Consider the following 25,894-nt stretch of genomic DNA (forward strand, 5'->3'; position numbering starts at 1 on the left):
TTAATCAATTTTTAAAAGTATTGTTCTCTATATTTTTGAAGTTTTATTTTTAACTTACGCAATCGATTGCAAAACATATAATACCAACATTATGAAAACATTTAAAAACCTTTTACTCATTACCATTTTAATACTTACCTATAGTTCGTGTAAAGACAAAGTTACACCAATAGTTGAAGAGGAAGTACCTTCTTTAAGAACAGCTTTTGCGGATAATTTCTTAATTGGTGCCGCCCTTAACGGCGGTCAAATCAATGAACAAGACAGTGTACAAAATGCATTGATTGCCAGAGAGTTTAATAGCTACACGGCGGAGAATATTATGAAGTCCATGCATATTCATCCTGCAAAGGATACTTTTAATTTTGAAATGCCAGACAAGCTTTTTGCTTTAGCAGAGAAGAATGGAGCTAAAGTACATGGTCATACCTTAATATGGCACAGTCAGCTTTCAAGGTTCTTTCATGAAATAAAAGACAGCACAGAAATGGTTGCTGCAATGACAGACCATATTAATACGATTGCTGGGAGATATGCAGGCAAATTAGATAGTTGGGATGTAGTAAACGAAGCTGTTGAAGGAGATGGTTCTTTACGTAAGTCTGTATTTTTAGATGTATTGGGAGAAGACTATTTGGCCTTATCTTTTAAACTAGCTGCAGCGGCGGACCCAAATGCGGATTTATATTATAATGATTACAGTATGACTGGAGAGGCCAAAAGAAAAGGGGCAATTAGAATGGTTAAAAAAATACAGGAGAGTGGTGCCAAAATAGATGGTATTGGTATGCAAGGACACTGGCATTTAGCATCACCATCAATTGAAGAAATAGAAACCAGTATTTTGGAATACTCAGCTTTAGGTTTAAAAGTTGCCATTACGGAGCTGGATATTGACGTACTTCCTAACCCAAGAAATATTGAAGGTGCAGACATTAGCCAAAGAGCAGAAATAGATGCGCAAAACAACCCCTATGTTAATGGTTTGCCAGATTCTATTAGTGTTGCTTTAGCAAAACGATATGAAGACTTATTCGCATTGTTTTTAAAGCATCAAGATAAAATAAGCAGAGTAACTTTATGGGGGGTTAATGATGGTAATTCATGGAAAAATAACTTCCCAGCTAGAGGGCGAACAAATTATTGCTTGCTGTTTGATAGAGAGAATCAACCAAAAAAAGCATACCACAGTATTATGGCGCTTAAAGAAGATATTGAAGTAACAGAATAAAAACAAGAACTTAAAAGCATTAAAAAACGCATCATGCCTGGTACATAATGCGTTTTTTTATATAAAATAGTTACTATAAAGTTTTTAAGGTTTCAACAATTCCTGTGAAACTCATATAACTCATAATACAGGCAAAGACAAAAATACATGTCAATAGAATATTGGTCAGGGTATTAAATTTGTGTTCCTTCATGAGTTCCTTTTTATTACCCATAAAAAGAATACAAAGTACCGTTACAGGTAAAACCAAAGCACCAAATGCTTGGGAAGCTATCATTACAGCAATTGGTTTCGCATTAAAAATGGGAACTATCAATCCCAAAAGCGATATCAACAAAACAATTACGCGATAGCTTTTACGCTTCATATTTGGTGTTCTTTGATGGTAATCATCCAACATCCAAGGCAATAAAACCACATTAGGAAATTGGGAAGAAACTCCAGCTGCGATTAAACCAATAGCAAATATGGCAACCGCAAAAGAACCGGCCAATGGCTCAAGTAATGTTATCATCTCGGAAACGGTTTCTAGGGTAATGCCCTGCAAATACAATGTTCCAGCGGCGGCGGCCATAATAGAGGCACTTACTGTAAACATCATAGCACCAGCAAACATAGCATCTCTTTTTTGCTTCTTTAAATCTTCCATTGTCCAACCAGCCTCTTTGACCAAGGTAGTCCTTAAAATAAAAAGGCCAGAAAAAACGGTTGTTCCAACCATAGATGCAATGACCAAAAAGGCATTTTTGCCAACTTCAGTTTCAGGAACTTTGGGAATAAACCCACTAAGGATATCACCAATCGGTGGCATTAGAATAAAGAAGTTAATTAGAAAGCAAATAGCCATTATACCAACGACTACGGCAAGTACATTCTGGAACACACTTGTTTTTCCAATTAGAAATATCAAATAAACAATTGCAATAAAGACAGCAGCAAACCAAATAGGGGCAATTCCTCCCTCTACATAGTTTTTGGACCATTCAAAACAAACATCAGAAATAATGCCCATGACTCCAATAACACTGCCACAAACATGTGCCGTAAGTGTTATGATGAAAAAAATACTAACTCCTGGATGAATATACTTTTTAAAAGCTTCTAAGGCAGTATACCCACTTACTAAAGTGAACTTACCAAATAGGTTAATAAGAAAGTAAGTAATGACACAGGAGAGAAAAATAGTCCATAAAAGGGACATGCCATAATCGGATCCTGCTTTGGCCATTGCAGTTACACTCCCTGTTCCCACAGTAAATCCAAATAAAAAGATTCCAGGTAAAAGGGATTTAAATAGTTTTTTTAAATTATTCATGAGGTTGGTTTTCAGTTAAATAAGTTGGTTTTGGCGATGGAAATTACTAATAAAAATTAAATTAAAGTTGAGTTTTCATTCTTATGTCAATTATCCGTTACTTTATAGGATTAAATTTTGACATGAAAGTATTAGTGTGTTTAAATATCCCTGACACGGGTGTAGAGCTTATGAAAAATGCGGGAATTGAAGTCACAAAATGGACAGACGATTTACCCATGACAGCTGAAAAACTTAACATTGAAGCCAAAAAATATGACGGCCTTCTTACCACTGGCAACTATAAAATTGACAAACCTTTTTTGGAAGCCAATACACATTTAAAAATTATATCCCAATTTGCTGCAGGGTATGACAATATTGATATTTCCGCTTCTAAAGAATTAGGCATTCCAATTGGCAATGCCCCAAATGCTATGACAGATGCCACTGCTGATATTGCTTTTGGTTTAATGATTGCTACATCAAGAAAAATGTTCTTTATGCATAAGACTATTGAGCATGGAAAGTGGAGGCATTTTAGGCCTCAAGCAAATTTGGGTTTTGAACTTAAAAATAAAACTGTTGGTATTTTTGGGTTGGGAACTATAGGAATGGAGTTTGCCAGAAGATGTAAAGGTGCCTACAACATGAATGTTTTGTATTGTAACCGTTCGCAAAACAAACTGGCGGAAACAGAGCTCTATGCTAAAAAAGTAAGTTTTGATGAACTTCTGGCTAATAGTGATGTAATTTCTTTACACTGTGCCTTGACAGATGAAACAAAAGGAAAGTTTGATGCAACTGCCTTTAAGAAAATGAAGTCTAGTGCATTATTCATTAATACCTCTAGAGGCGGTGTGCATAATGAAGTAGATTTAATCAATGCCTTAAATAGTAAAGAAATTTGGGGAGCCGGGTTAGATGTAACCAATCCAGAACCAATGCATAAAGACAATCCATTACTTCATATGGAGAATGTGGCTGTTTTGCCACATATAGGTTCGGCCACCGTAGAAGCAAGAAATAGAATGTCCCTGTATGCTGCTCAAAATATTGTTGCCTTTTATAAAGGCGAAAAAATACCTTATCAAATCAATTAAAATTATGTCAATAAAACCCGCTGTACTTTATTTATTCATGGTATTGATTTTTTCATGTGCCAAGAAAAAAGAAAAAACAGGAGAAAATTTATATGGCACATATTGTGCTAGCTGTCATATAGCACCAAATATAGAAGATTTGCCCAAGGATATTTGGGATAAAGCCATTCTACCAGAAATGGGAGCTAGATTGGGAATAAGAGAGAATGGATACAGTCCTTATGCTGGACTTCCTTTTGGGGAGCAAAGTGCTATTATAGCATCTGGAATGTACCCATCACAACCTATGCTGCCTTTGGAAGACTGGGCTATGCTAAAAGAGTATGTTCTTTCTCTTGCTCCCGATAGCCTATCAAATACTATGTCCAAGTCATCAGAAGAATTATCTCAGTTTGTTGCCCATCCACTATCATTGGATAGTGTTCCTGGAACATATTTTACTTTTATGAAGTACAATAAAGATGTAAAAAACCTAGAGCTTGGAACTGTTAGTGGACAAATGTTAATCTATGATTTTAATAGTAAGCAAGCAAAGGTATTGGGGGAGCTAGGGTCTCCCATTACATCATTTTCAAAAATAAATGATCAGTATTTTGCAACAACTATTGGGATTTTAACTCCATCTGATATGGTCTCGGGAAGAATATTCAATATTAGCCAAGGGCGTGTAAACCCAGTACATGATGTATTTCACAGACCCGTGAATACTTTAGTAATGGATTTAAACAAGAATGGCACCGATGAAATAATAGTTTGCGAATATGGGAATTTAAAAGGGGAGCTTTCCTTGTTGTATAAAAGTGAAACTGGGCAATACCAAAAGAAAACATTGCTCAACCAATCTGGCGCTATTAGAGTCCTTGCACAAGACATGGACAATGATGGCAAAGAGGATTTGATTGTTTTAACAGGACAAGGTGATGAGGGCATCACCATCTTATATCAAAAAGATGATTTAGATTTTAAAATTGAGAAAGCTATACGTTATAGTCCAGTATATGGGAGTAGCTGGTTTGAACTAATGGATTATGAAGGAGACGGTGATATGGACATCGTGATTGTAAATGGGGACAATGCAGATGATTCCTATGTCCACAAACCATTTCATGGAATGCGGATTTACATAAACAATGGTGAAAATGAGTTTACAGAAGCCTACTTTTACCCATTAAATGGGGCAACAAGAGTTATTGCTAGGGATTTTGACCAAGATGGAGATCAAGATTTTGGTTTGATTGCTGCTTTCCCAGATTATGAAAACAAGCCTGAGTTTTCATTTGTTTATTTAGAAAATGACAATGCTAAATCTTTTTTATTTAAGCCCTATACATTTAAGGATTCTAACCTAGGAAAGTGGTTTCTAATGGATAGTGCCGATATAGATGAGGATGGAGATCAAGATATTGTTCTTAGCTCCTTTACCTATCCATTTGGCCCTGTATTAAAGGAAATGGTAGAATTTTGGAACGAAAAAAATGTAGACTTAATGGTGTTGGAAAACACATTGAACAACTAACAGTATGAAAAAGTCCATTATCATCTTACTTTTAATCACATTTGCCTCCTGTGGTATCACAAGAGAAATAGTGGACAAACCCATTGTTTTTGATGAGGAACGAAAAATTCTTAGTTTGGAATACCTGTCTGAACGATATGGACTTGAACAAGACGCACCAACTATTGTCCCAAAAATAATTGTGCTACACTGGACAGCCATTCCTACATTGAAAAAGTCTTTTGAAGCATTTAAACCCTCCAAACTTCCCAATACAAGACCAGATATTAAAAATGCGGGGGCTCTAAATGTTTCTTCACACTTTTTAGTGGACCAAGATGGAACTATTTATAGTCAAATGCCCGAAACCATAATGGCAAGACATGTAATCGGCCTTAATCATTGCGCTATAGGTATTGAAAATGTTGGGGGTACAGAAAATACGCCTTTAACTAAAAAGCAATTAAAAGCCAACATATGGTTGGTAAACTATCTGTCTAACAAATATGAGATTGATTATCTTATAGGGCATTATGAGTACACCAACTTTGTTGGGCACGAACTTTGGTTAGAAAAAGATGCTGGTTACAGAACGGAAAAAACGGACCCAGGAAAAGATTTCCTAGAAAAAGTGAAAAAAGCTACCAAAAAACATACTTTTAAACAAACACCAATAAAATAATAATGAAGAAAATTTTTATATCGACTCTCTCTATACTCATTTCAATAATTGCTATTGCACAGGATAAAGATATTACAACAAGTCTCTATGATAGTTACGAGCAATACAAAGAAGTTTCTATTGGAGAACGTAGAATAAAGCATTTAGACATACAACCATTGATAACAAAGTATGATGCAAATTCAAAATTTAAGGTGCAAAAAGTAGGGGAGTCCATAGAAGGAAGAGACCTGTCCCTTATAAGTATTGGTATTGGGCCAATCAATGTTTTTCTATGGTCACAGATGCATGGTAATGAGCCAACAGCTACTCAAGCAATTTTTGATATCCTAAACTTTTTAGATAGTCCAGATTTTAGTGAAGAGAAAAAACAGATTTTGGATAATCTTACACTTCATTTTTTACCCATGTTAAACCCTGATGGCGCAGAAGCGTTTCAAAGAAGAAACGCCTTGGGGATTGACATTAATCGTGATGCCTTGCGTTTACAATCGCCAGAAGGAAGAACACTTAAAAAAATTAGGGATAGTCTAAATGCTGATTTTGGATTTAACCTTCATGATCAGAGCACATACTATAATGCAGAATTAACAAATAAGCCAGCAACTATATCATACTTGGCAACCGCCTATAACTATGAAAAAGATATTAATGATGTACGTACAAAAGCAATGCAGGTCATTGTTTTTATGAATCATATTATCCAAAAATATGCTCCAGGACAGGTTGGTAGATATAGTGATGATTTTGAGCCGCGGGCCTTTGGTGACAATATTGCCAAATGGGGGACAAGCCTTATTTTAATTGAATCCGGAGGTTTTACCAATGATGTGGAAAAACAAGAAATTAGAAAACTCAACTATGTTTCCATTCTTTCTGCACTGTATACTATTGCCAATAAGAGCTATGAAAGCATTCCCTATGAGGATTATGAAAAAATCCCGAAAAACGACAGGAAGCTATTCGATTTAAAAATTGAAAATGCTACCTATGAACTATTGGGAAACCCATACATACTGGATTTAGGTATTCACCGATTGGAAGTTGACAATGAAGACCATTCCAATTTTTACTACAGTAGTAGAATCATAGACCAAGGAGATTTATCTACCTATTATGGGTATGAAACTTTTAATGCTGAAGGATACAAGGTTAAAGTGGGGAAAGTATTTCCCGAAACTTTTAAATCAATGCAAGATATATCTAAATTAGATACGCAATCTCTTATAAAATTGGGTTATGCGTATCTAAAAGTAGATACCGTTCCCACAGATATGGTGGCCAGTAATGTTCCGTTGCATATTGTGAGCTCAAAATTTGAGCAACCAGAGCTTCACTTGGAAGTTGGCATAAATCCTACCTTCTTTTTAGAAAAAGACGGACAACTAACACATGCCGTTATCAATGGGTTCTTAATTGACTTAAATTCCAAAGAATCCAGTTTTAAGAATGCAATGATTATAAGGTAACTTAATTAGTATGCGAAATCAAAATTTATTTGAGAGCCATTTAAAATTAAATACACCAACATTATCATTAACACTGCTACAATTGCAGAGAACAATAGCAGTACAACACTTCTATACCCTTTAGAAAGGCTTCCTAATGCGCTGTTTTGAATAATTTCGTTTAATACATCCATGACGTTTCTTTTTTGAGTTAAACATTCAGTTTTTAGTTTTTAGGATGTAAGTTGAAAGACAACTTGGTTTTTATGGTTTGTTATGTATAAAACAATTACCGAGCCAAAAACCCTACTTATATTTTTTTTTGAATAAAAAAAGCCGCTAAAAATAGCGGCTCGTTAATATACTTTCAAACTTGTTATTATTCGCACCCACCGGTAAAGCCAGTAGCGTTAAACTTAGTCTGTACAGCTCCTTGTAGGTTGCCGCTTGTAACCTGTATGGCTAAATTATTTTCACCACTGCCATCACGCTTAGGGCTACAGTACTCAAACAAATAAAAACTGTTGGCTTGTTGTGAAACTCGGAAAGAAATATCATTAAATGTAGTCTCCAATTCCTCTTTATTTCCAGCAAAAACGCTAAAAGTCTTCCCAATTTCAGTTAAAACTTGGGTGTCAATTTCGGCACCCAGCCCAATACTGAAAAAAGATATGTTAGGATTGGCATCATTTACCTTTTTAAGAGCGGCGTCTTCGGTGTAACGAGATGCCTGATCAGTTCCATCCGTAAAAATAACAACAGATGCAGCTCCAATAATATCACTGCTCGTATTTGCATTAATAAGATCTTCGGCAATATTGGTAGATTTAATTACAGCTCCATATAAATCAGTCGATGGGTCATTGCTTATTTCTGTAGTTATTCCTTCAATAGAAGCTGTTAATTCTGCTTTGGATGAGCTCAATTCATTCAATAAATGCAGTTCATCCTCTCCATCAAACCAATAAATGGCCATTTTAAAAGAGCTCTCTTCAACTGCAGGCATTACATTATCAATAAAACTAAGAGAAGCGGTTTTTAGTTCATCCAAACTACTACTTAACACACTATTACTTAAATCCAGTACCAATAAGGTATTCTGATTAAAGATTTGTGATTTTGGAGAAATACGTGCTAGAGATTCAGAAGTTGAGATGGTGTTGAAACAATCATCATTTCTTCCTTGTTCATAAATGGTAAATTGGCTGGCAGTTAATCCAGATATTGGATTTCCTTGGGTATCGGATACCTTAAAGAAAATAGATACTTTCCCTGGAAGGGTTGTAAACTGATCTTGTATAGAGAGTACCAAATCGCTTTCTCCAAGGTTAAGGCAATCATCTACTGGTTTTCCCTTTCCTAAACCACCAAGGTTTAAGTCCAGACTTACATCGTCATCAGCATTGCCGCAAGAAAAGGCCGTTGCAAGGATTCCAACAAATAATAGGGACTTTAAAAAATTCTTCATCTTCAAATGTGTTTGGGTTCTGCACGAAAAACGCACAAACACTGTGATTAGTATGGAAGAAAGAAAAAACTATGTTAAACTATGTTAATGCAAAACTCAATTTTTGTAGCTTTCAACAACTATAAATAATTGACATATACTACATATCATGAAAAAAACCATCCTTTTACTTTGCTTTTTAACCTTTCTTGGAGGTGGTGTTTATTCCCAAACCCAGAACATTGCTGAAAGGCTAGGATATCCAAAAGATGCAAAATTATTGATTATCCATGGGGATGATTTGGGGGTTGCAAACTCACAGAACAGAGCCAGTATCAAAGCTTTGGAGGACAGTCCTGTAAACTCTGCAAGTATTATGGTGCCATGTCCTTGGTTTCCAGAAATAGCAGCCTATGCCCGTAAGAACCAGAATACAGATTTTGGATTGCATCTTACGCTAAATAGCGAATGGGATTTTTATAAATGGGGACCCGTAACGTCCAAAGATTCGGTTCCAGGTTTGGTTAATAAAGACGGGTATTTTTATTCTACTGTAGATAGCTTACAAATGAAAGGCACAGCCAAAGAAGTAGAAATAGAACTACGAAACCAAATTAAAAAAGCATACGCAGCTGGTATAAATGTGACGCATTTAGATGGGCATATGGGTGCCGCCATGAGCAGGCCCGACTATTTGGAAGCCTATATTAAACTAGGGAAAGAGTACGGCCTACCTGTGTTACTGGACAAAAGAGTTTATGACATTCCAAATGATAACATTCAAAAATTATTGGACTCAAATTCTGTGATTGCAGATAGAATTCTCTCTGCCTCTCCTGCAACATTTGATGCTGGCATGGAAGCATTTTACACCACTACGTTGACGAACTTGGAACCAGGCCTCAACTTTCTAATTCTGCATTTGGCCTATGATGATGATGAAATGAAAGCGGTTACTGTAAACCATCCCTATTGGGGAGCCGCATGGAGACAGGCAGATTTTGACTTTTTCACTAGTGCAAAATGCTCCAATATCTTAAAGGAGCAAAACATTGTATTGGTGACTTGGAAAGAACTACGGGACAAAATCGTTAGGGGAGAGGAATAGTCGATATTTCGTTACGGGCTCGTATAAGAATAGTAGCTGATTTCGGGCTTTATTCCTGTCAAGTTACACAAAAGCTGAAGCGGGATGTAACCCCTGAATTTACTACCATCTCGGCTATTATTTTTATACATTATTATACAAAGTTATTTATCAATTCTTAGTAGTATGTATTCTGTTGAATCAGGCTTACTTGTAGAAATATTCAATTCGCTATAGGTATCATTAAACTCCATAATTGTTGAAGCAAAAGTGTTAGAATTACAGACAGGTTCCATTGAAAGAACTTCTTTTAAAGTTTTAATATCAATTGAGTCATTGTTTTGAATTCTATTCCTCATCGTTTCCAATCTACTATCTGCACCAATTAAATAACTCAAATCTACATAAGAAGAATGGTACGAGTTATTTGTTAATGGTCTGTTGGCATGAAAAGTATATTGCTTTGAAGAATCTGGCCAATACTCAGTAATTAAATCAGAAGCACATTCCAATGAAACAATATTTTGCCTTGAGCCAATTATATAATTCTGGCCCGATGCGTGTTTTACTTTTTTTATGAAAGAGATAGCTTCATCAAATGAGTTTTTTTCCAAAACACCCCTAGAAATAAAACACACTGGAAGTCCCTCTAAAGAACTTTTTAAATCCGTTAAACTATTCTCAGTAATTCCAATCTGTTTATTTAGACCATTTACGCCTAAATATCCAGCGAATGTTGTTACTAATTTCCTTGTTCCTGAATTACTATTTTTAATATCCAATATAACTTCAAAACCATGATAGAATGGTGTTATGTCAATATTCTGAGCAATAAAATTCGAGCTTCCGTCCTTTTTATAGTTATTTATTCCAACAGATGTACAATGATGTTGTATGTCAATTAATTTTCCATTTGTCCATATTTCATCTATTAACTGAAATGCAAACATTGTATTAAAATCAATTCCAGAGCCTTTACTAATTCCTTTTACTTCATCAAGCAGTTCAGGCGTCCATTTTTCTATTGAAGGAATATAGTTTGTTGTATCGAGAAATATCTTTATAAAAGTATCTGCTGGTATTTGAAATTTTTCTTCAAGGTCTTGTTTCCATATATCAACTAGCTCATTAATTTCCCTTTGTAATAGTTTCCCGTGTTGCAATCCATTTTCATAAGCTGTTCCATTAAAGTGTAAGATTGGCAAAGCAGTGTTGTTTGTATCAAGAACAACTTTATCCAATGTACTTGATTTTATACCACAGGAAATGAACACGGATGGCATTATAGCTATTATCAATATTTTAATTACTGTTTTCATCTATCATGTGCTGTTGTTCGTTTTAATTTTGCATAACGAATAAGATATAAATCGTTTTAATGATTTTATATTGAGTGATAACGAAGTTAGACTTTAATTTTATTAATTTCAATGGGGTTACAAAGAAGTTGTTAGCCCACTTTTCAAAATAAAATGTTAAATAAAAACGACTCCCTGTTAAATTAAAAACACTTCGTTTGTTTTTTTGGTAACTTCAAGCTGCAAAACAAATAAATCTCTTTTACAACCTAAAAATAAAACTATGCCAACGTATCAACTTAAAGTAAATGGGGAGACCAAAAGTATAGATGTTAGCGAAGATACTCCATTGTTATGGGTACTCCGTGACCATTTAGACCTTGTGGGAACCAAGTATGGATGTGGTATTGCCCAATGTGGTGCCTGTACCGTCCATATAGATGGCAATGCAGTTAGAAGCTGTGTTACCACTGCCGCACAGGCAGAAGGAAAAGACATTACCACTATTGAAGGGCTTTCTGAGGATGGCTCCCATCCTGTGCAAGAAGCTTGGAAAGAAATTGATGTTCCGCAATGTGGTTACTGCCAAGCTGGCCAAATTATGACCGCTTCTGCATTTTTGGAAAAAAACCCTTCACCGTCGGAGGAGGAAATTAAAACAGCAATGAACGGTAATATTTGTCGCTGTGCCACTTATAGTAGAATATACCAGGCCGTAGAAAAGGCTGCAGAAAATATGGGCTAAGAATAGTTCATAGTGTATTAACTCTTCCAATCAACTTAAAAAAAATAAAATGTCAACTTCAACAAAAGTAGGTTTTAGCCGAAGGTCTTTCATAAAAACATCCTCATTGGCCAGTGGGGGGCTTCTAATAGGGTTTAATTTGGTGCAATCTTGCAAGCCAGGAGTAAAACCACCCATAGACCTCTCCAAATTAGATTATAACGATTTTAATGCCTTCATTAAAATTGCAGAAAATGGCGCCGTGACTATTTTTTCACCCAACCCAGAGGTAGGGCAGAACATAAAAACGGCAATTCCAATGATAATTGCCGAAGAATTGGATGTAGCTTGGAAAAACGTTTTTGTAAAACAAGCTCCATTAGATACAAAGAATTTTACACGCCAGGTCGCAGGTGGTAGTCAGTCCTTGCGTTTTGGTTGGGATGCCTTAAGACAAACTGGTGCTACGGCAAGACAAATGCTAGTAAATGCTGCTGCTGCAAAATGGGGCGTGGACCCATCTGAGTGTACTACTAGTGAAGGAGTCATCACCAATGCAAATGGTGATACCTTGGGATATGGTGATGTTGTAAATGAAGCTGCCGCATTGGAAGTGCCAGAAGATGTTACCTTAAAGAAACCCAAAGATTACAAAGTAATTGGTACACCCACAGGAAATGTGGACATAGATGAGATTATTACTGGGAAACCTTTATTTGGCCTTGATTACAAGGCAGAAAATATGTTGAGAGCAGTTGTATTGAGACCTCCTGCTTTTGGACAAAAACTGGAATCTTACGATGATTCTGCTACAAAAGCGATTCCCGGCGTTTTAGATGTTGTGCAATTTGGTGATAAGGTGGCCGTATTGGCAAAAGATACATGGACAGCCATTAAGGGTAGGAACCTATTAAAAGCAAATTGGACCGCTGAAAAAAAGTTGGAGAGTACCACTGACCATGAGGCAATATTGGATGGCATCCTTGATGGAAACGATTTTAACACGCGTAGAAAAGATGGAGATGTAGAAAAAGCTTTTGCACAGGCCGATAAAGTTTTGGAACGCACCTATTCTTCTCCTTTTTTACCACACAACTGTATGGAACCCATGAATTTCTATGTCAATGTAACAGATGATAAGATACATCTTGTTGGCCCCATACAAACACCAGAAGGGACAGCCAATAGTATTGCACAGATGTTGGAGCGTGACAAAGAAGATATCTTTTTGGAAATGACAAGACAAGGAGGCGGGTTTGGCCGTAGGCTCATTGGGGATTTTGCCCGTGAAGCGGCAGAAATATCTAACCTTACCAGAAAACCCATTCAGGTAGTTTATACCAGAGAGGATGATATGGCAGCAGGTATTTATCGCCCAGCTTCCAAATATAGAATCAAAGCAGGTGTAAAAGATGGTAAAGTAATTGCCTATCATTTAAAAGAGGCGGCAATGAACTCCAATATGTATGGTTTAATTCCTCATTTCTTTCCAGCAGGAGCTGTTGAAAATTATCAAGTTGATACCCAGAATTATAAAAGTGATGTCACCACAGGACCATGGAGAGCGCCTTACACCAACTTCTTAGCCTATGCAGACCAAAGCTTCTTTGATGAGTTGGCAGAATTGATGGAAGTGGACAGAGTGGAGCTAATGCTGGACATGTTGCAAAAAGTAAAAGGAACCACGGATGAGAATATACAGTATTCTGCAGAGCGTATGGAAGAATGTGTAAAAGTTGCGGTGGAAAAATCTGGATGGGGTAAACAACCAGATGGTGTGTACCAAGGTTTTGTAAATTACTACTGTCACAATAGTCACGTTGCAGAGGTAGCCGATGCTGTAATTGAAGATGGCAAGCCTGTGATAAAAAAAGTGACCTGTGTGGTGGATTGTGGTATCGTCATAAATCCTCTAGGAGCTAAAAACCAAATAGAAGGAGGTATAATAGATGGTATTGGCCATGCAATGTATGGTGATATGGTTTTTGAAAACGGGGTTCCAAAAGAACAAAATTTTGATGCTTTTAAGCTCATTAGAATGAAAGATGCTCCATTGGAAATAGATGTTCATTTTATAGAGAACGAATATTCACCCACTGGTTTGGGGGAACCTTCTTTGCCACCAGCAGGAGGGGCCGTATCCAATGCATTGAAAGCAGCCACGGGAAAACGTATTTACCAACAACCTTTCATGAAAAACCCAGAGTTATTAACTTTACCCAAAAAAGAAATTCTAGGCTAATATGACAATCCTACTTTTTGGAATTACAAAGGACATTGTTGGAAGCTCGTCCTTGTCTATTCCTGTCTCAAAATCTTTCTCACCAAAGACGGTAAGCGATTTAAAGAGCTATTTGGGACAAACGTATCCAGATTTGTTAAAATTATCGTCATTAGCGGTAGCTGTGAACAATAACTACGCTGAGGACAGTACAAAAATAGATACCTTTGATGAAATTGCTTTGATTCCACCAGTTAGTGGTGGGTAGAGAGTCATTGCGATTCCAAAATATTGGAAGAAGCAATCTCACTGATTACTTCATATGCGTAGCAGATTCGTAATGACAAATAAGAAAGTTTACAATGTTGATAGATAACCATAATAGAAAAATAAATTACCTGCGTTTGGCGGTAACAGATCGTTGCAACCTAAGGTGCAACTATTGTATGCCTTCCGAAGGAATTAATTTTTCCAAAAATGACAAGTTGTTCTCTATAGAAGAGCTTTGCAAGCTTAGTGAAATAGTTGTTTCTCAGGGGATTGATAAAATCAGGATTACCGGTGGCGAGCCGTTTGTACGCAAGGACTTGATGGTTTTATTGAGACATTTAAGCCACCTTGAAGGGCTTAACGATATTTCAATAACTACAAATGCAACTTTGATTGGCCCCTATATAGATGAACTAAAAGAACTGGGCATTAAAAATGTGAATGTTAGCTTGGATTCCATCAATAGAGAAACTTTTGAGCGCATTACCCGTAGAGATGAGTATGATATAGTACATAACAATCTAATTAGGCTAATTACAGAAGGGTTTAATGTACGTATCAACTTTATTGTTCTCGAAAATCAAAATACGCAAGACATATTGCCCATTTTAGACTTAATGAAGCACTACAATGTTTCTGTTCGTTTTTTGGAAGAAATGCCTTTTAATGGGGGCAGTAAGACTTTTAATACGATTCAGTGGGACTATAAAAAAATTCTTGCGCACGTAATTTCCGAGTATCCAGAAATGGAAAAGTTGGAGTCCCCAGCTACTTCAACTTCCATTAATTACAAAATTAGTGGGCATGTGGGCACTTTTGGTTTGATTCCGTCTTTTAGCCGTACATTTTGTGGTACTTGCAATCGGTTACGAATATCAGCTACAGGTGATGTCATCACATGTTTGTATGGAAAACCAAAAACAAACCTTAGAGATATCATGCGTGCAGAAAATGCAGAAAAAAATATTAAAGAGGAACTACTCAGTGCAATTGGCAGTAGAGCAAAAACTGGTTTTGACGCTCAAAAGGAGCATAAATCAGTATTTGAAAGTTCCATGACCTCCATTGGAGGTTGATTAAATTTGTCATTACGAGGATGGAAGACGAAGTAATCTTTTAATAAATTGCACTAAATGATGGCGAGATTGCCACACCTCTTTCAGAGGTTCGCAATGACAATACAATTTAAAATTATGAAAGAAACTTCAAAATTATACGGATTGGTATTATCGGGTGGAAAAAGCACTCGAATGGGGGAGGATAAGGGTGAAATTAACTATCATGGAATTCCACAACGCGAATACATGTATAGTTTATTAAATGAGGTTTGTGATAAAACTTTTCTTAGTATTCGTTCTGAACAGGCAGGTGTAATTCCTAATAACATGAATTGCATTATAGATTCCAATGAGTTTAGAGGTCCATATAATGGCATTTTAACAGCTCATAAATTGCATCCAGAAGCTTCGTGGCTGGTATTGGCCTGTGATTTACCATTAATGGATTTAAAAGGGCTAAACCAGCTGGTTTCTAGTAGAATAACCAAAAAGGCAGCTACAGCTTTTGCAACAAAAGAAAGTGGTTTACCAGAGCCTTTAGCCGCTATTTGGGAAGCAAAAGGGCTACGGGGCTCCATTGAACATCTTAAGAACGGAACAAGTACCTGTCCACGCAAATTTTTGATTAATTCTGATGTTGCGTTGATACATCCAGATAATGATGATATCCTTATCAATGCCAATTCAAAAGAGGAATACAATAAAGTATTATTAAAATTAGCAACTGTTTGAGCATAAACCGCTACATACGGCAAACCACTCTTAAAGAGTTTGGTGAAGAAGGGCAACAAAAACTTGCAAATGCACGCGTGCTTGTTGTTGGTGTTGGTGGTTTGGGAGTTCCTGTTTTACAGTACTTAAACGCCATGGGTGTGGGCATTCTGGGACTAGTGGAGCAAGATACAGTGGAATTGACCAATTTACAACGTCAAGTTTTATACGCTGAGGGTGATATTGGAAAACAAAAGTTAGAGGTTGCCTTAGAAAAATTACGAGCTCAGAATTCTAGTACGGAATTCTTGGTTTTTGATTCCTTTTTGACCAAAGATAATGCCTTGGAAATTATTGAAGGGTTTGATATAGTAGTGGATGCTTCGGATAATTTCCCTACTCGTTATCTTATCAATGATGCTTGCGTTATTCTTAAAAAACCATTCGTTTATGGTGCTTTGCATGGGTTCGAAGGGCAGGTAAGTGTATTTAATTATCAGGGTGGGCCAACATACAGATGCCTATTTCCAAAAATGCCAACAACAAAGGAAATTCCAAATTGTAATGAGAATGGCGTATTGGGTGTTATACCAGGAATAGTAGGTAATTTTCAAGCTTTAGAGGTAATAAAAATAATTACATCAATAGATGAAGTAATGAACGGTAAATTATTACTATACAATGGGTTGAATCAATCTATTAATAAAATAAATTTCAATGTGATTCCTGATAATTTATTAATCGCTCAACTACGGGATTCATATGAAAATAGTAGCTGTACTGTTGTGCAACATATAACTGCAGACCAACTGCAAAGCTTAATTTCTTCAGAAAAAAACATACAAATTATAGATGTTAGAACTCAAGAAGAGTTTAATTCCTATAAAATAGAGCATAGCAAAAATATTCCATTGGGGGAATTGGAAGAAAGGCTATTGGAAATCAATACAAACAAACCGGTTTACCTTCTTTGTCAGTCTGGAAAACGGAGTCAAACTGCTGTTGAAATACTACAAGAACAACTAAATGGTCAGTTTTTCAATGTTACTGGTGGTCTTAACTCGTATATGGAATTATTTCCTTGGTTATGATTTCATTTAATGAAGCATATCAAAAAGTACTAAATCATAGTCAAAGCTATGGTAGTGAAATGGTACCACTTCAAAATGCGACTAATCGCATACTAGATGAAAATGTAGTGGCCGATAGAGATTTTCCGCCCTTTAACCGCTCTACAAAAGATGGCGTTGCCATTTCTTATCAAGCAATAGAAAAAGATATTGAAATTTTTGATATTCAAGATGTTATAGCAGCCGGAACACCTCCTTTTAATCTTAAGTCCACCAATAGCTGTGTTGAAATTATGACAGGGGCAGTGGTGCCGTACAATGCAGATACGGTGGTCATGTATGAGCATATTACTATAGAAAATGGAAAGGCAACTATCAATAAAATTCCTGTTCTAGGTCAAAATATTCATTACAAAGGAGATGATGAAAAACAAGGGGTGGTAGTACTGCAAAAAAACACAAAAATAGAAGCCGCAGAAATCGGAGTGCTGGCCTCAGTTGGCAAATCAGAAGTGTTGGTAAAGAAATTACCCCAAATCACCATTATTTCTACAGGGAATGAATTGGTGGAAGTAAACAAAAACCCTTTGCCTCATCAAATTAGAAAATCCAACGTGCACACATTGTTTGCAACTTTGTCGGAACTGGGAATTATCCCCAACACACTGCACTTGCAGGATGATAAACCTGCTATTGAAAAAGCGTTGAAAAAGGCTTTAAAAGAAAATGATGTGCTACTTTTAAGCGGAGGTGTGTCAAAAGGGAAATTCGATTTCATCCCAGAAGTAATGGAAATTTTAGGGGTAGAGAAGGTGTTTCATAAGGTTTTACAACGACCAGGTAAACCATTTTGGTTTGGAATACAAAAAGAGTTCAATAGTGTTGTATTCTCTTTTCCGGGGAACCCAGCATCAACTTTTGCTAATTATCATATATACTTTAAAGACTGGTTTAACAAAACATTAGGACTCCCCATTCCTAAAATTGATGTAATTTTAAATGAGAGTATTGATATTCAGGGTGATTTAACACGTTTTATCAGAGCCAACGCGCAATTAAAAGATGGTAAATTAATAGCTGAATTAGTGCTTGGAAATGGCTCTGGGGATTTAACCAGTTTGGTAAAATCTAACGGATTCATAAAACTAAAACCAAAAACAGACCCATACAAAAAAGGAGAAACAGTCCCATTTGTAGCCACACGCAGCATTTTGTAAGTATGACGCACGAACTCAAGAAAATTATTAAAGCCTACGTAACGGCCAAAGAAAATGGTTTAAAAACTGTATTGGCTACCGTAGTTGCTTTAGAAGGATCTTCATACCGTAGACCAGGTGTTCGTATGCTTATTATGGAGAATGGAACTTCAGTAGGGGCTGTGAGCGGTGGTTGCGTTGAAAAAGAAGTGTTCCGCCAATCAGAATCCGTTTTTAAGACGGGTATTCCGAAAGTAATGACATACGATGGTCGGTATCGATTGGGCTGTGAGGGCATTCTATATATATTGATAGAGCCTTTTGCTCCTAAACATGCTCTTTTGACTGCTTTTAATGAAGCCATCGGCACTCGTAGTTCGTTCAATATTTCTTCTCATTTCAAAAGAAAAGACAGCATAGATGCAGAATATGGTTCGGTTTTTAATTTTATGAATGAACGTTTTTCGTTACAGGAAAATCAAATCAATAAAGCATTGCAGGTTTTTGAACAAGAATTGGAGCCTTGCTACAAACTCATAATTATAGGGGCTGAACACGATGCTGTTCAATTATGCACTTATGCTTCTCTCACAGGATGGGAGGTAACCATTGTTGCACCGCCCATGGAAGAAAAGGACATTAGCTATTTTTCGGGAGCCCAAGAGCTTATTACCATTGCGCCAGAGGAATATAAACCTACCCTAGACCAGCAAACTTTTGTGGTCTTAATGACACACAGTTATGTGAAAGACTTAAAGTATTTAATAGCACTAAAGAATGGGCAACCATCGTATTTAGGGATATTGGGTCCAGCTAGGCGAAGAGAAAAATTACTAAATGAATTTTTGGAATATTGTCCAGAAATAGATGATGCCTTTTTTGATAGCATCCATGGCCCGGCTGGTTTGGACATAGGAGCGGAAACACCACAAGAAATAGCTATTTCTGTGATGTCAGAAATACTTTCCGTTATACGAGAAAGACAACCCATTAATTTAAAGAACAGACAGGGAACCATTCATAGTTAATGCAACATACAAATAGAAATATTGCAATTTTAATTTTAGCAGCTGGCTCGGCATCAAGAATGGGGGAACTTAAGCAATTATTGCCATGGAAGAATTCTACCATGCTTGGGAATGCTATAAATACGGCCTATGCGTGCTCTCAAAATGTTTATGTAGTTGTTGGGGCCAAAAGTGATTTAATCAAAGAAGAATTTAAGGCAGATGATGTTCAATTCATAGATAATAAAAACTGGAAAAAGGGATTGGGAAGCTCTATTTCCTGTGGTGTTCAATATTTAATGGATACTGATAATCAATATGATGGATGCTTAATTATGTTGGCAGACCAACCTTTAATTGATGTGGATTATATCAATGAACTAATTAGAAAGCACAATGAATTTAATATAGGAATTACAGCAACAAAATACATTAAGAGGGCAGGAGTTCCTGCAATTTTTAATTCAAAGTATTTTGAAGAGCTATTGAGCCTAGAAGGAGATAGTGGCGCGAAAAAGTTATTAGAGAAGTATGAAGATATTGTCCTGTGCATTGATTCCGATGGAAAAACACAGGATATAGACACAAAAGAAATGTATCAAAATATATTAAAGTAATAAATTAAATTAAACACCTTAAAATGAAATTAATCAACCAATTAAAGTTATTATCAATCTTTTCATTCTTTGCTATATTTCAATCTACGGCCCAAGAAATGGGTTTTGAGGAATACAATCCAACTTCTACATTGGTTGTGCCCACAAATGAAAAAATGCAAGCCAAATTTCCATTTATAGATGTTCATAGTCATCAACGAGCTATGGACACACGAGATTTATCAGAATTGATAAAGCTAATGGATGGTTTAAATGAGGGCATTATGGTGAATCTAAGTGGTGGAAATGGTGATAGAATCACCAATGCAGTAAAACACATCAATGAAACTTACCCAAACAGGTTTGTAGTTTTTGCAAATGTTAATTTTGACGGTGTGGGAACTCCTGGGTGGACAGAAAAAGCAGTTACCCAGTTAGAAGCTGATGTAAAAAATGGAGCTAAGGGGTTAAAAATATATAAGAGTCTTGGGTTGTACAATAAAGACATTGATGGAAACCGATTGACTATAGATGATGCTCGATTGGATGCCATCTGGGCCAAATGTGGGGAATTGGGCATTCCTGTGTTGATTCATGCCGCTGACCCTAAACCTTTTTGGGATGAAATGGACAGTTATAATGAACGTTGGTTGGAGCTCAAAACACACCCAAGAAGAAAGCGTTCTGCAACCGACCCTGCTCCTTGGGAGCAAATCATTGCAGAACAACATAACATGTTTAAAAAACACCCAAATACCAATTTCATAAATGCTCACATGGGATGGTTTGCCAATGACTTGGGTAAACTAAGTGCGTTAATGGATGAGATTCCAAATATGAATGTGGGCATAGCGGCTGTAATTGCAGAATTGGGTAGACAGCCTAAGCAGGCATATGCCTTTTTTGTAAAATATCAAGATAGAATCCTATTTGGAAAAGACAGTTGGAAACCTGAAGAGTTTCCGACCTATTTTAGAGTTTTGGAAACAGAAGATGAGTACTTTCCGTACTACAAGAAATATCATGCGTTCTGGGCTATGTACGGACTTGGGCTGCCAGACATTGTTCTAAAGAAAGTGTACTACGGAAATGCATTGAGGCTTATTCCTGGATTGGACGAAAGCCTTTTTCCAAAACTATAAACTTACAAAGAGTTGGTATTGGCGCCTTCTTCAACACCCATGGTGGTTTTTCCTAAATCTTGAAAAATACCGCAGGAGTATTGTTTTTTAACAAGTGATTTAGATGCTTTTCTCTTGGCCAGGGTTTCAATTTCTTTATTAAGATATTGCATAATGAGTTTATTATGGGATAATAAAAACGTACAATAATTAAAAATGTTGTTTTATATTCAATTGTTTGTTGCTAACTTTTTTTTGAACCATATTTCTATTTAAAATAGCTACTTTTAAAATTAATAACAAGAGTTTCCCCAAGACAGCTCACAACAACTACATTTTTTTTATGAATACCTTTATTAAATGTTTATTTGTGAGTCTGTTTGTGTTCAATTTAAATGCTCAAAAAGAGAATGAAAATTTTCGGTTAAACATTCGCAAAGCTACCTCTCCAATTGTTATTGATGGTATTGCAAATGATGATGCTTGGAAAAATACAGATGCAGCCAATGACTTTTTTATGGTCTTACCTATGGATGAAGGTAAAGCAAATGAACAGTCTGAAATTCGCATGGCATATGATGATAAAAATATCTATCTAGTTGCAACATTTTATAACAGCACTCCTAATCCCAACTATGTTGAATCCTTACGACGGGATTTTTCATTTGGCAAAAACGATAATTTTTTATTTTTCCTAGACCCATTCAACAACCAGACCACTGGGTTTTCTTTTGGGTCCAATGCAGCTGGGGCGCAATGGGATGGAACCATGTATGAAGGTAGTCGAATAGATTTAAATTGGGACAGTAAATGGGTTTCTCAAGTTGTAAGGGAAGATGATAAATGGGTTTTTGAAATGGCTCTTCCATTTAAATCAATTAGATACAAAGATGGGGTAAAAGAATGGGGAATTAATTTTAGCAGGTTGGATCTTAAGGCAAGTGAAAAGTCCAGTTGGACACCTGTTCCTAGGCAATTTCCAACATCATCCATGGCATATTCAGGCGTTTTGGTATGGGATAGGCCACCACCATCCCCGGGAACCAATATATCTGTAATACCTTATGTTTTGAGTGGTTTGGATAAAAATATAGAAGGACAGGAATCCAATGAAATTAAAGTTGGGGGGGATGTAAAAATAAGCTTGACTTCTTCCCTTAATTTGGATTTAACCGTCAACCCTGATTTTTCCCAAGTAGAAGTGGACCGTCAAGTAGCAAATTTGGACAGGTTTGAACTGTTCTTTCCAGAAAAGCGACAATTCTTTTTAGAGAATGGCGACTTGTTCGCCAATTTTGGCTACCCTACCATCCGTCCTTTTTTCTCAAGACGTATAGGGCTTGGAGTCCCTATAAGAGCTGGAGCTAGGATAAGTGGAAATCTAAATGAAAACTGGCGTTTGGGAGTAATGGATATGCAAACCGCCAGTATCGATGCCATTGGTTTGCCTAATCAAAATTTTGGGGTGTTATCACTGCAAAGAAAAGTTTTTAGCAGATCTAGTATAGGCCTAATGTTTGTGGACAAAGAATCATTGCGCTACCCACAGGACACAGATTCTTTAAGAACAGTATATCCAAAATTTAACAGGAATGTTGGGTTGGAATATAATTTAGCTTCTGCTAATAATTTATGGACTGGAAAGGCATTTGTGCTTAAATCCTTTTCGCCCAATAAAACTGGAAACGGAATCACTCAAGCTTCGCATCTGGAATATAAAAGCCGAAAATGGAATTGGCGAATCCAGGAAGAATCAGTAGGAGAGAGGTATACAGCAGAAGTGGGCTTTGTGCCAAGGAATGGCTATATAAACATGCAATCATTTATTGGTCATTTGTTCTTTCACAAAAAAGGAAGCATATTAAGTCATGGTCCTGTATTGAACACTAGTTACTTTTTTAATGAAAAGATGAAAAAAACAGATAACCAAAGCAGCATACAATATGGACTGAATTTTAGAAATCGAAGTAGCCTAACGATAGATGTAGTTGATGAGTATGTGGAATTATTGGAACCTTTTGACCCTACACGTTCTGGGAAAGAGTTACTTGATACTGGAACCAAACACAGTTGGAACGCTATGAGATTTGAATACAATTCCAAACCACAAAGTGTATTTACATATACTTTGGGTGGACGGTTTGGAGGATATTATTTAGATGGGAACAGGACAAATATTACTACTGAAATTGGATATCGTTTTCAACCCTATGTAAGTTTAACATCCAATTTAAGCTATAACAATATTAAATTACCTGAACCATGGAATACAACTGAATTTTGGTTAATTGGCTCTGAAGTGGATGTTACACTCACTAACAAATTATTTTTTGCCAACCTGTTTCAATACAATGAACAATCAAAAAACTTTAATTGGAATTCACGCTTTCAATGGCGATACAAACCAGCTTCGGATTTATTCATAGTTTACACAAACAACCATTTATTGGAACCTTATGATGGAAAAAGTTGGTCACTAACCCTAAAATTGACCTATTGGTTAAATTAGAAAGTCAATATCCTTATGTTGTTACTGGCACCATTAACTTCTGCATATACCCTAAACTTTGTAGCCAATTCATTTTTAAAATCAATGCAGCCGTAGGTTTGTTATTATCTTCAATTGCATTAATCATAGAGTCGTGCTGGTTATGGGCATTGTTGTAAAACTCAGTATTCTTTGCCAATTCCTTTTCATAAAAAAAGATACGGGTCTTAAGGTCCAAAATTATTTGTTGGGCAATATTATTTTTATAGTTACTTGTCAATAATCGGTGGAACTCCATATCTGCATTCACCTGCTCTAACGGACTGTTAGAATTTTGAAAAATTTTTTGTTGATTTTTAAGTTGTGTTATTCCCACTTCATCAAACTCTGATTCTTCCAAAGCCAAGGCCTCCATATTGGCCACAAGTTCGTATATGTTTTTTGCCTCAGATGAGTTTAATTCAGAAATTATAAAACCTCTATTAGGAATTGCTTTAATAACCTGTGATTGTTGAAGCTGCGTTAAAGCTTCACGAATAGGAGTAACACTCACATCCAATTTTCTTGCTAATGCAGCAAGGTTAATAGTCTTTCCAAGGTGCAGTTCACCTTTTTGCATCTCATTCAACAGGTGTTGTCTTACTTGATCTCTAAAGTTTGCTTTTTGAATCATACATCAAAAATACCATATCGTATACGATTAATCTAGTTAACCCTATATTAAAATATGGATTATATTTGACCCCACTAAAAAAAACCTATGAAAATTACCCGTATTACGCTTATCCTTTTATTTACTATTACAATAGCTTGCAAAACTGAGTCTGCAAAAAAAATAGAAGTAATTAACTTTTATGAAACGCAATTGTTCAAAGACATTCAGACTGCCGCTATTTATGAAGACTCTAAAACCTTTGTTGATTTATTGCCTATAAAGTCTCACGCAGAATTGGTTTCTCTGTACGAAAAAGAGAAAAAGGAAGTCGGTTTCAACTTAAAGAATTTTGTTGAGGAGAATTTTGTTGATAATTCTATGAAAGCGCTGGAGTTTAAAACTGATACAACCAAAACCATGTATGAGCATATTAGTGCTATGTGGGGAAAATTAACCCGAAATCCAGATTCTATATATACGCACTCATCAAGAATAGTTTTGCCGCATGATTATGTGGTTCCTGGCGGACGTTTTCAAGAAATATATTATTGGGACAGTTACTTCACCATGGAAGGGCTATTGGTTGACGGAGAAAATGAATTAGCAAAAGATATGGTAGACAATTTTAGTCACCTTATAAACACCATTGGTTTTATACCTAATGGCACACGTGATTACTTCCTTTCTCGTTCACAACCTCCATTTTATAGTGTTATGGTTGATGCTTTATCCAAAAATGATAGCACACTTCTTTTGGAGTACTTACCAACAATGATAAAGGAATATGAATTTTGGATGTCTGGGTTTTCTGAAGTGTCATTAGATAGCCAAGCTATAAAACAAGTTGTTAAACTTGATGGAAATCGCACTTTAAATAGATATTGGGACAATAAATACACCCCAAGACCCGAGGCTTATAAAGAAGATGTTCATTTAGCCAGTGAATTAAAAACTCTAGAAGAAAAAGAATTACTTTATAATAATTTAAGGTCCGGAGCAGCTTCTGGATGGGATTATTCCAGCCGGTGGTATGGTGCAGATGACTTTGGTTCCACTACAACGACAACAATTTTACCTGTAGATTTAAACTGTCTTATATACTTCATGGAAAAGAAAATTTCTGATGGGTATGGTTTAAAAGGAGATAAAGAGAATCAAACCTTATATCAAGAAAAAGCAACCGCCAGAAAGGAAATTATACGCGATTTGTTTTGGGACAATGAACTGGCATTTTTTATGGATTATGATTTCAAATTAAAATCCACAACAGATGAGCAAACACTAGCTGCAGCTTATCCATTATTCTTTGGGGTAGCTTCCCCAGAACAAGCTAAAGATGTAAGGAATAGGTTAATGAACGACTTTTTAAAGGATGGAGGTTTGTTAACCACTCTTAAAAACACTGGACAACAATGGGATGCTCCAAATGGGTGGGCACCATTACAATGGATTGCTGTGAATGGATTGCTTGAGTATGGGTATAAGAGTGAAGCAAAGGAAATAATGGAAAGATGGTTGCTCATTAATGAAAAAGTATATAAGAATACTGGTAAAATGATGGAGAAATACAATGTAGAGGACACCAGCTTACTTTCTGGAGGTGGTGAGTATAAAACTCAAGATGGTTTTGGTTGGACCAATGGGGTTGCTTTGGGTTTTAAAAAGCTTTTAGAGGATATGGATTAATAAAAC

Annotated in this window: 24 protein-coding genes; 18 read left to right on the plus strand and 6 right to left on the minus strand. The window is 36.2% G+C overall.

The features are described from left to right. Window positions 1–91 precede the first annotated feature (91 nt). A complete protein-coding gene (locus AC000W_RS04890; RefSeq protein ID WP_474746532.1) occupies window positions 92–1,231 on the plus strand; it encodes an endo-1,4-beta-xylanase in 1,140 nt (379 codons plus the stop codon). Window positions 1,232–1,304: 73 nt separating this feature from the next. Here the strand turns inward: AC000W_RS04890 and AC000W_RS04895 are convergent, their stop codons facing one another. After that, window positions 1,305–2,546 (minus strand): Nramp family divalent metal transporter, encoded by a 1,242-nt coding sequence (locus tag AC000W_RS04895; RefSeq protein WP_474746533.1) that lies wholly within the window; start codon window positions 2,544–2,546, stop codon window positions 1,305–1,307. A gap of 122 nt (window positions 2,547–2,668) precedes the next feature. On the opposite strand from AC000W_RS04895, the gene AC000W_RS04900 reads away from it, so the two are divergent. The 4 genes from AC000W_RS04900 to AC000W_RS04915 are packed head-to-tail and all read left to right on the plus strand — an operon-like array spanning window position 2,669 to window position 7,274. Then, on the plus strand, window positions 2,669–3,628 hold the full coding sequence (locus tag AC000W_RS04900; protein WP_474746535.1) for a 2-hydroxyacid dehydrogenase: 960 nt from the start codon (window positions 2,669–2,671) through the stop codon (window positions 3,626–3,628). 4 nt (window positions 3,629–3,632) lie between these two features. Next, the gene (locus AC000W_RS04905; RefSeq protein ID WP_474746536.1) at window positions 3,633–5,144 is read left to right on the plus strand and encodes an FG-GAP repeat domain-containing protein; all 1,512 of its coding nucleotides are present in this window, start codon (window positions 3,633–3,635) and stop codon (window positions 5,142–5,144) included. 4 nt (window positions 5,145–5,148) lie between these two features. Further along, window positions 5,149–5,805 (plus strand): peptidoglycan recognition protein family protein, encoded by a 657-nt coding sequence (locus tag AC000W_RS04910; protein WP_474746537.1) that lies wholly within the window; start codon window positions 5,149–5,151, stop codon window positions 5,803–5,805. A gap of 2 nt (window positions 5,806–5,807) precedes the next feature. Beyond that, on the plus strand, window positions 5,808–7,274 hold the full coding sequence (locus AC000W_RS04915) for a M14 family zinc carboxypeptidase (protein WP_474746539.1): 1,467 nt from the start codon (window positions 5,808–5,810) through the stop codon (window positions 7,272–7,274). A gap of 5 nt (window positions 7,275–7,279) precedes the next feature. On the opposite strand, the gene AC000W_RS04920 is transcribed toward AC000W_RS04915, so the two are convergent. Both AC000W_RS04920 and AC000W_RS04925 read right to left on the minus strand, forming a co-directional pair. After that, window positions 7,280–7,447, minus strand: a complete 168-nt coding sequence (locus AC000W_RS04920; RefSeq protein WP_474746540.1) for a hypothetical protein — start codon at window positions 7,445–7,447, stop codon at window positions 7,280–7,282. A gap of 185 nt (window positions 7,448–7,632) precedes the next feature. Continuing rightward, the gene (locus AC000W_RS04925) at window positions 7,633–8,721 is read right to left on the minus strand and encodes a vWA domain-containing protein (protein ID WP_474746541.1); all 1,089 of its coding nucleotides are present in this window, start codon (window positions 8,719–8,721) and stop codon (window positions 7,633–7,635) included. Window positions 8,722–8,869: 148 nt separating this feature from the next. Here AC000W_RS04925 and AC000W_RS04930 point away from each other — a divergent pair, with 148 nt between their 5' ends. After that, entirely contained in the window at window positions 8,870–9,808 is a 939-nt protein-coding gene (locus AC000W_RS04930; RefSeq protein WP_474746543.1) for a polysaccharide deacetylase family protein, read from the plus strand. Window positions 9,809–9,951: 143 nt separating this feature from the next. Here the strand turns inward: AC000W_RS04930 and AC000W_RS04935 are convergent, their stop codons facing one another. Further along, a complete protein-coding gene (locus AC000W_RS04935) occupies window positions 9,952–11,106 on the minus strand; it encodes a C45 family autoproteolytic acyltransferase/hydolase (protein ID WP_474746544.1) in 1,155 nt (384 codons plus the stop codon). A gap of 262 nt (window positions 11,107–11,368) precedes the next feature. Between AC000W_RS04935 and AC000W_RS04940 the strand changes: the two genes are divergently transcribed. The 10 genes from AC000W_RS04940 (at window position 11,369) to AC000W_RS04985 (ending at window position 21,080) form a co-directional block, all read left to right on the plus strand. Then, complete coding sequence (locus tag AC000W_RS04940; RefSeq protein ID WP_474746546.1) at window positions 11,369–11,830, plus strand: (2Fe-2S)-binding protein; 462 nt, start codon at window positions 11,369–11,371, stop codon at window positions 11,828–11,830. Window positions 11,831–11,879: 49 nt separating this feature from the next. Further along, the gene (locus tag AC000W_RS04945; RefSeq protein WP_474746547.1) at window positions 11,880–14,051 is read left to right on the plus strand and encodes a xanthine dehydrogenase family protein molybdopterin-binding subunit; all 2,172 of its coding nucleotides are present in this window, start codon (window positions 11,880–11,882) and stop codon (window positions 14,049–14,051) included. A 1-nt stretch (window position 14,052) separates the two neighbouring features. Next, window positions 14,053–14,298: a MoaD/ThiS family protein gene (locus AC000W_RS04950; protein WP_474746548.1), complete on the plus strand. Its 246-nt coding sequence runs from the start codon at window positions 14,053–14,055 to the stop codon at window positions 14,296–14,298. 94 nt (window positions 14,299–14,392) lie between these two features. After that, window positions 14,393–15,376 (plus strand): GTP 3',8-cyclase MoaA, encoded by a 984-nt coding sequence (gene moaA, locus AC000W_RS04955; protein ID WP_474746550.1) that lies wholly within the window; start codon window positions 14,393–14,395, stop codon window positions 15,374–15,376. Between the two features lie 117 nt (window positions 15,377–15,493). Then, on the plus strand, window positions 15,494–16,090 hold the full coding sequence (locus AC000W_RS04960) for an NTP transferase domain-containing protein (RefSeq protein ID WP_474746551.1): 597 nt from the start codon (window positions 15,494–15,496) through the stop codon (window positions 16,088–16,090). Continuing rightward, window positions 16,087–17,160 carry a ThiF family adenylyltransferase gene (locus AC000W_RS04965; protein WP_474746553.1) on the plus strand — a complete coding sequence of 358 codons (1,074 nt, stop codon included), beginning with the start codon at window positions 16,087–16,089 and terminating at the stop codon, window positions 17,158–17,160. Before AC000W_RS04960 ends, AC000W_RS04965 begins: the two co-directional genes overlap by 4 nt. Then, complete coding sequence (locus AC000W_RS04970) at window positions 17,157–18,356, plus strand: molybdopterin molybdotransferase MoeA (RefSeq protein ID WP_474746554.1); 1,200 nt, start codon at window positions 17,157–17,159, stop codon at window positions 18,354–18,356. Before AC000W_RS04965 ends, AC000W_RS04970 begins: the two co-directional genes overlap by 4 nt. Before the next feature lie 2 nt (window positions 18,357–18,358). Further along, a complete protein-coding gene (locus tag AC000W_RS04975) occupies window positions 18,359–19,363 on the plus strand; it encodes an XdhC family protein (protein WP_474746556.1) in 1,005 nt (334 codons plus the stop codon). Continuing rightward, a complete protein-coding gene (locus AC000W_RS04980; RefSeq protein ID WP_474746557.1) occupies window positions 19,363–19,959 on the plus strand; it encodes a nucleotidyltransferase family protein in 597 nt (198 codons plus the stop codon). Before AC000W_RS04975 ends, AC000W_RS04980 begins: the two co-directional genes overlap by 1 nt. 23 nt (window positions 19,960–19,982) lie before the next feature. Beyond that, window positions 19,983–21,080, plus strand: a complete 1,098-nt coding sequence (locus AC000W_RS04985) for an amidohydrolase family protein (RefSeq protein WP_474746558.1) — start codon at window positions 19,983–19,985, stop codon at window positions 21,078–21,080. 2 nt (window positions 21,081–21,082) lie between these two features. Here the strand turns inward: AC000W_RS04985 and AC000W_RS04990 are convergent, their stop codons facing one another. Further along, window positions 21,083–21,232 (minus strand): hypothetical protein, encoded by a 150-nt coding sequence (locus tag AC000W_RS04990; RefSeq protein ID WP_474746560.1) that lies wholly within the window; start codon window positions 21,230–21,232, stop codon window positions 21,083–21,085. Between the two features lie 197 nt (window positions 21,233–21,429). Between AC000W_RS04990 and AC000W_RS04995 the strand changes: the two genes are divergently transcribed. Continuing rightward, complete coding sequence (locus tag AC000W_RS04995) at window positions 21,430–23,568, plus strand: carbohydrate binding family 9 domain-containing protein (protein WP_474746561.1); 2,139 nt, start codon at window positions 21,430–21,432, stop codon at window positions 23,566–23,568. Window positions 23,569–23,581: 13 nt separating this feature from the next. Here the strand turns inward: AC000W_RS04995 and AC000W_RS05000 are convergent, their stop codons facing one another. Beyond that, window positions 23,582–24,220 carry a GntR family transcriptional regulator gene (locus AC000W_RS05000; RefSeq protein ID WP_474746562.1) on the minus strand — a complete coding sequence of 213 codons (639 nt, stop codon included), beginning with the start codon at window positions 24,218–24,220 and terminating at the stop codon, window positions 23,582–23,584. An 87-nt stretch (window positions 24,221–24,307) separates the two neighbouring features. Between AC000W_RS05000 and AC000W_RS05005 the strand changes: the two genes are divergently transcribed. After that, entirely contained in the window at window positions 24,308–25,888 is a 1,581-nt protein-coding gene (locus AC000W_RS05005) for a trehalase family glycosidase (protein ID WP_474746563.1), read from the plus strand. The last annotated feature ends 6 nt before the right edge of the window (window positions 25,889–25,894 follow it).

The organism is Saonia sp. (assembly GCF_056326165.1).

Bases quoted from the DNA above. Each gene is read 5' to 3' on its own strand.
- AC000W_RS04890 (WP_474746532.1), top strand. From the start codon at position 92: ATGAAAACATTTAAAAACCTTTTACTCATTACCATTTTAATACTTACC.
- AC000W_RS04895 (WP_474746533.1), bottom strand. From the start codon at position 2,546: ATGAATAATTTAAAAAAACTATTTAAATCCCTTTTACCTGGAATCTTT.
- AC000W_RS04900 (WP_474746535.1), top strand. From the start codon at position 2,669: ATGAAAGTATTAGTGTGTTTAAATATCCCTGACACGGGTGTAGAGCTT.
- AC000W_RS04905 (WP_474746536.1), top strand. From the start codon at position 3,633: ATGTCAATAAAACCCGCTGTACTTTATTTATTCATGGTATTGATTTTT.
- AC000W_RS04910 (WP_474746537.1), top strand. From the start codon at position 5,149: ATGAAAAAGTCCATTATCATCTTACTTTTAATCACATTTGCCTCCTGT.
- AC000W_RS04915 (WP_474746539.1), top strand. From the start codon at position 5,808: ATGAAGAAAATTTTTATATCGACTCTCTCTATACTCATTTCAATAATT.
- AC000W_RS04920 (WP_474746540.1), bottom strand. From the start codon at position 7,447: ATGGATGTATTAAACGAAATTATTCAAAACAGCGCATTAGGAAGCCTT.
- AC000W_RS04925 (WP_474746541.1), bottom strand. From the start codon at position 8,721: ATGAAGAATTTTTTAAAGTCCCTATTATTTGTTGGAATCCTTGCAACG.
- AC000W_RS04930 (WP_474746543.1), top strand. From the start codon at position 8,870: ATGAAAAAAACCATCCTTTTACTTTGCTTTTTAACCTTTCTTGGAGGT.
- AC000W_RS04935 (WP_474746544.1), bottom strand. From the start codon at position 11,106: ATGAAAACAGTAATTAAAATATTGATAATAGCTATAATGCCATCCGTG.
- AC000W_RS04940 (WP_474746546.1), top strand. From the start codon at position 11,369: ATGCCAACGTATCAACTTAAAGTAAATGGGGAGACCAAAAGTATAGAT.
- AC000W_RS04945 (WP_474746547.1), top strand. From the start codon at position 11,880: ATGTCAACTTCAACAAAAGTAGGTTTTAGCCGAAGGTCTTTCATAAAA.
- AC000W_RS04950 (WP_474746548.1), top strand. From the start codon at position 14,053: ATGACAATCCTACTTTTTGGAATTACAAAGGACATTGTTGGAAGCTCG.
- moaA (WP_474746550.1), top strand. From the start codon at position 14,393: ATGTTGATAGATAACCATAATAGAAAAATAAATTACCTGCGTTTGGCG.
- AC000W_RS04960 (WP_474746551.1), top strand. From the start codon at position 15,494: ATGAAAGAAACTTCAAAATTATACGGATTGGTATTATCGGGTGGAAAA.
- AC000W_RS04970 (WP_474746554.1), top strand. From the start codon at position 17,157: ATGATTTCATTTAATGAAGCATATCAAAAAGTACTAAATCATAGTCAA.
- AC000W_RS04975 (WP_474746556.1), top strand. From the start codon at position 18,359: ATGACGCACGAACTCAAGAAAATTATTAAAGCCTACGTAACGGCCAAA.
- AC000W_RS04980 (WP_474746557.1), top strand. From the start codon at position 19,363: ATGCAACATACAAATAGAAATATTGCAATTTTAATTTTAGCAGCTGGC.
- AC000W_RS04985 (WP_474746558.1), top strand. From the start codon at position 19,983: ATGAAATTAATCAACCAATTAAAGTTATTATCAATCTTTTCATTCTTT.
- AC000W_RS04990 (WP_474746560.1), bottom strand. From the start codon at position 21,232: ATGCAATATCTTAATAAAGAAATTGAAACCCTGGCCAAGAGAAAAGCA.
- AC000W_RS05000 (WP_474746562.1), bottom strand. From the start codon at position 24,220: ATGATTCAAAAAGCAAACTTTAGAGATCAAGTAAGACAACACCTGTTG.
- AC000W_RS05005 (WP_474746563.1), top strand. From the start codon at position 24,308: ATGAAAATTACCCGTATTACGCTTATCCTTTTATTTACTATTACAATA.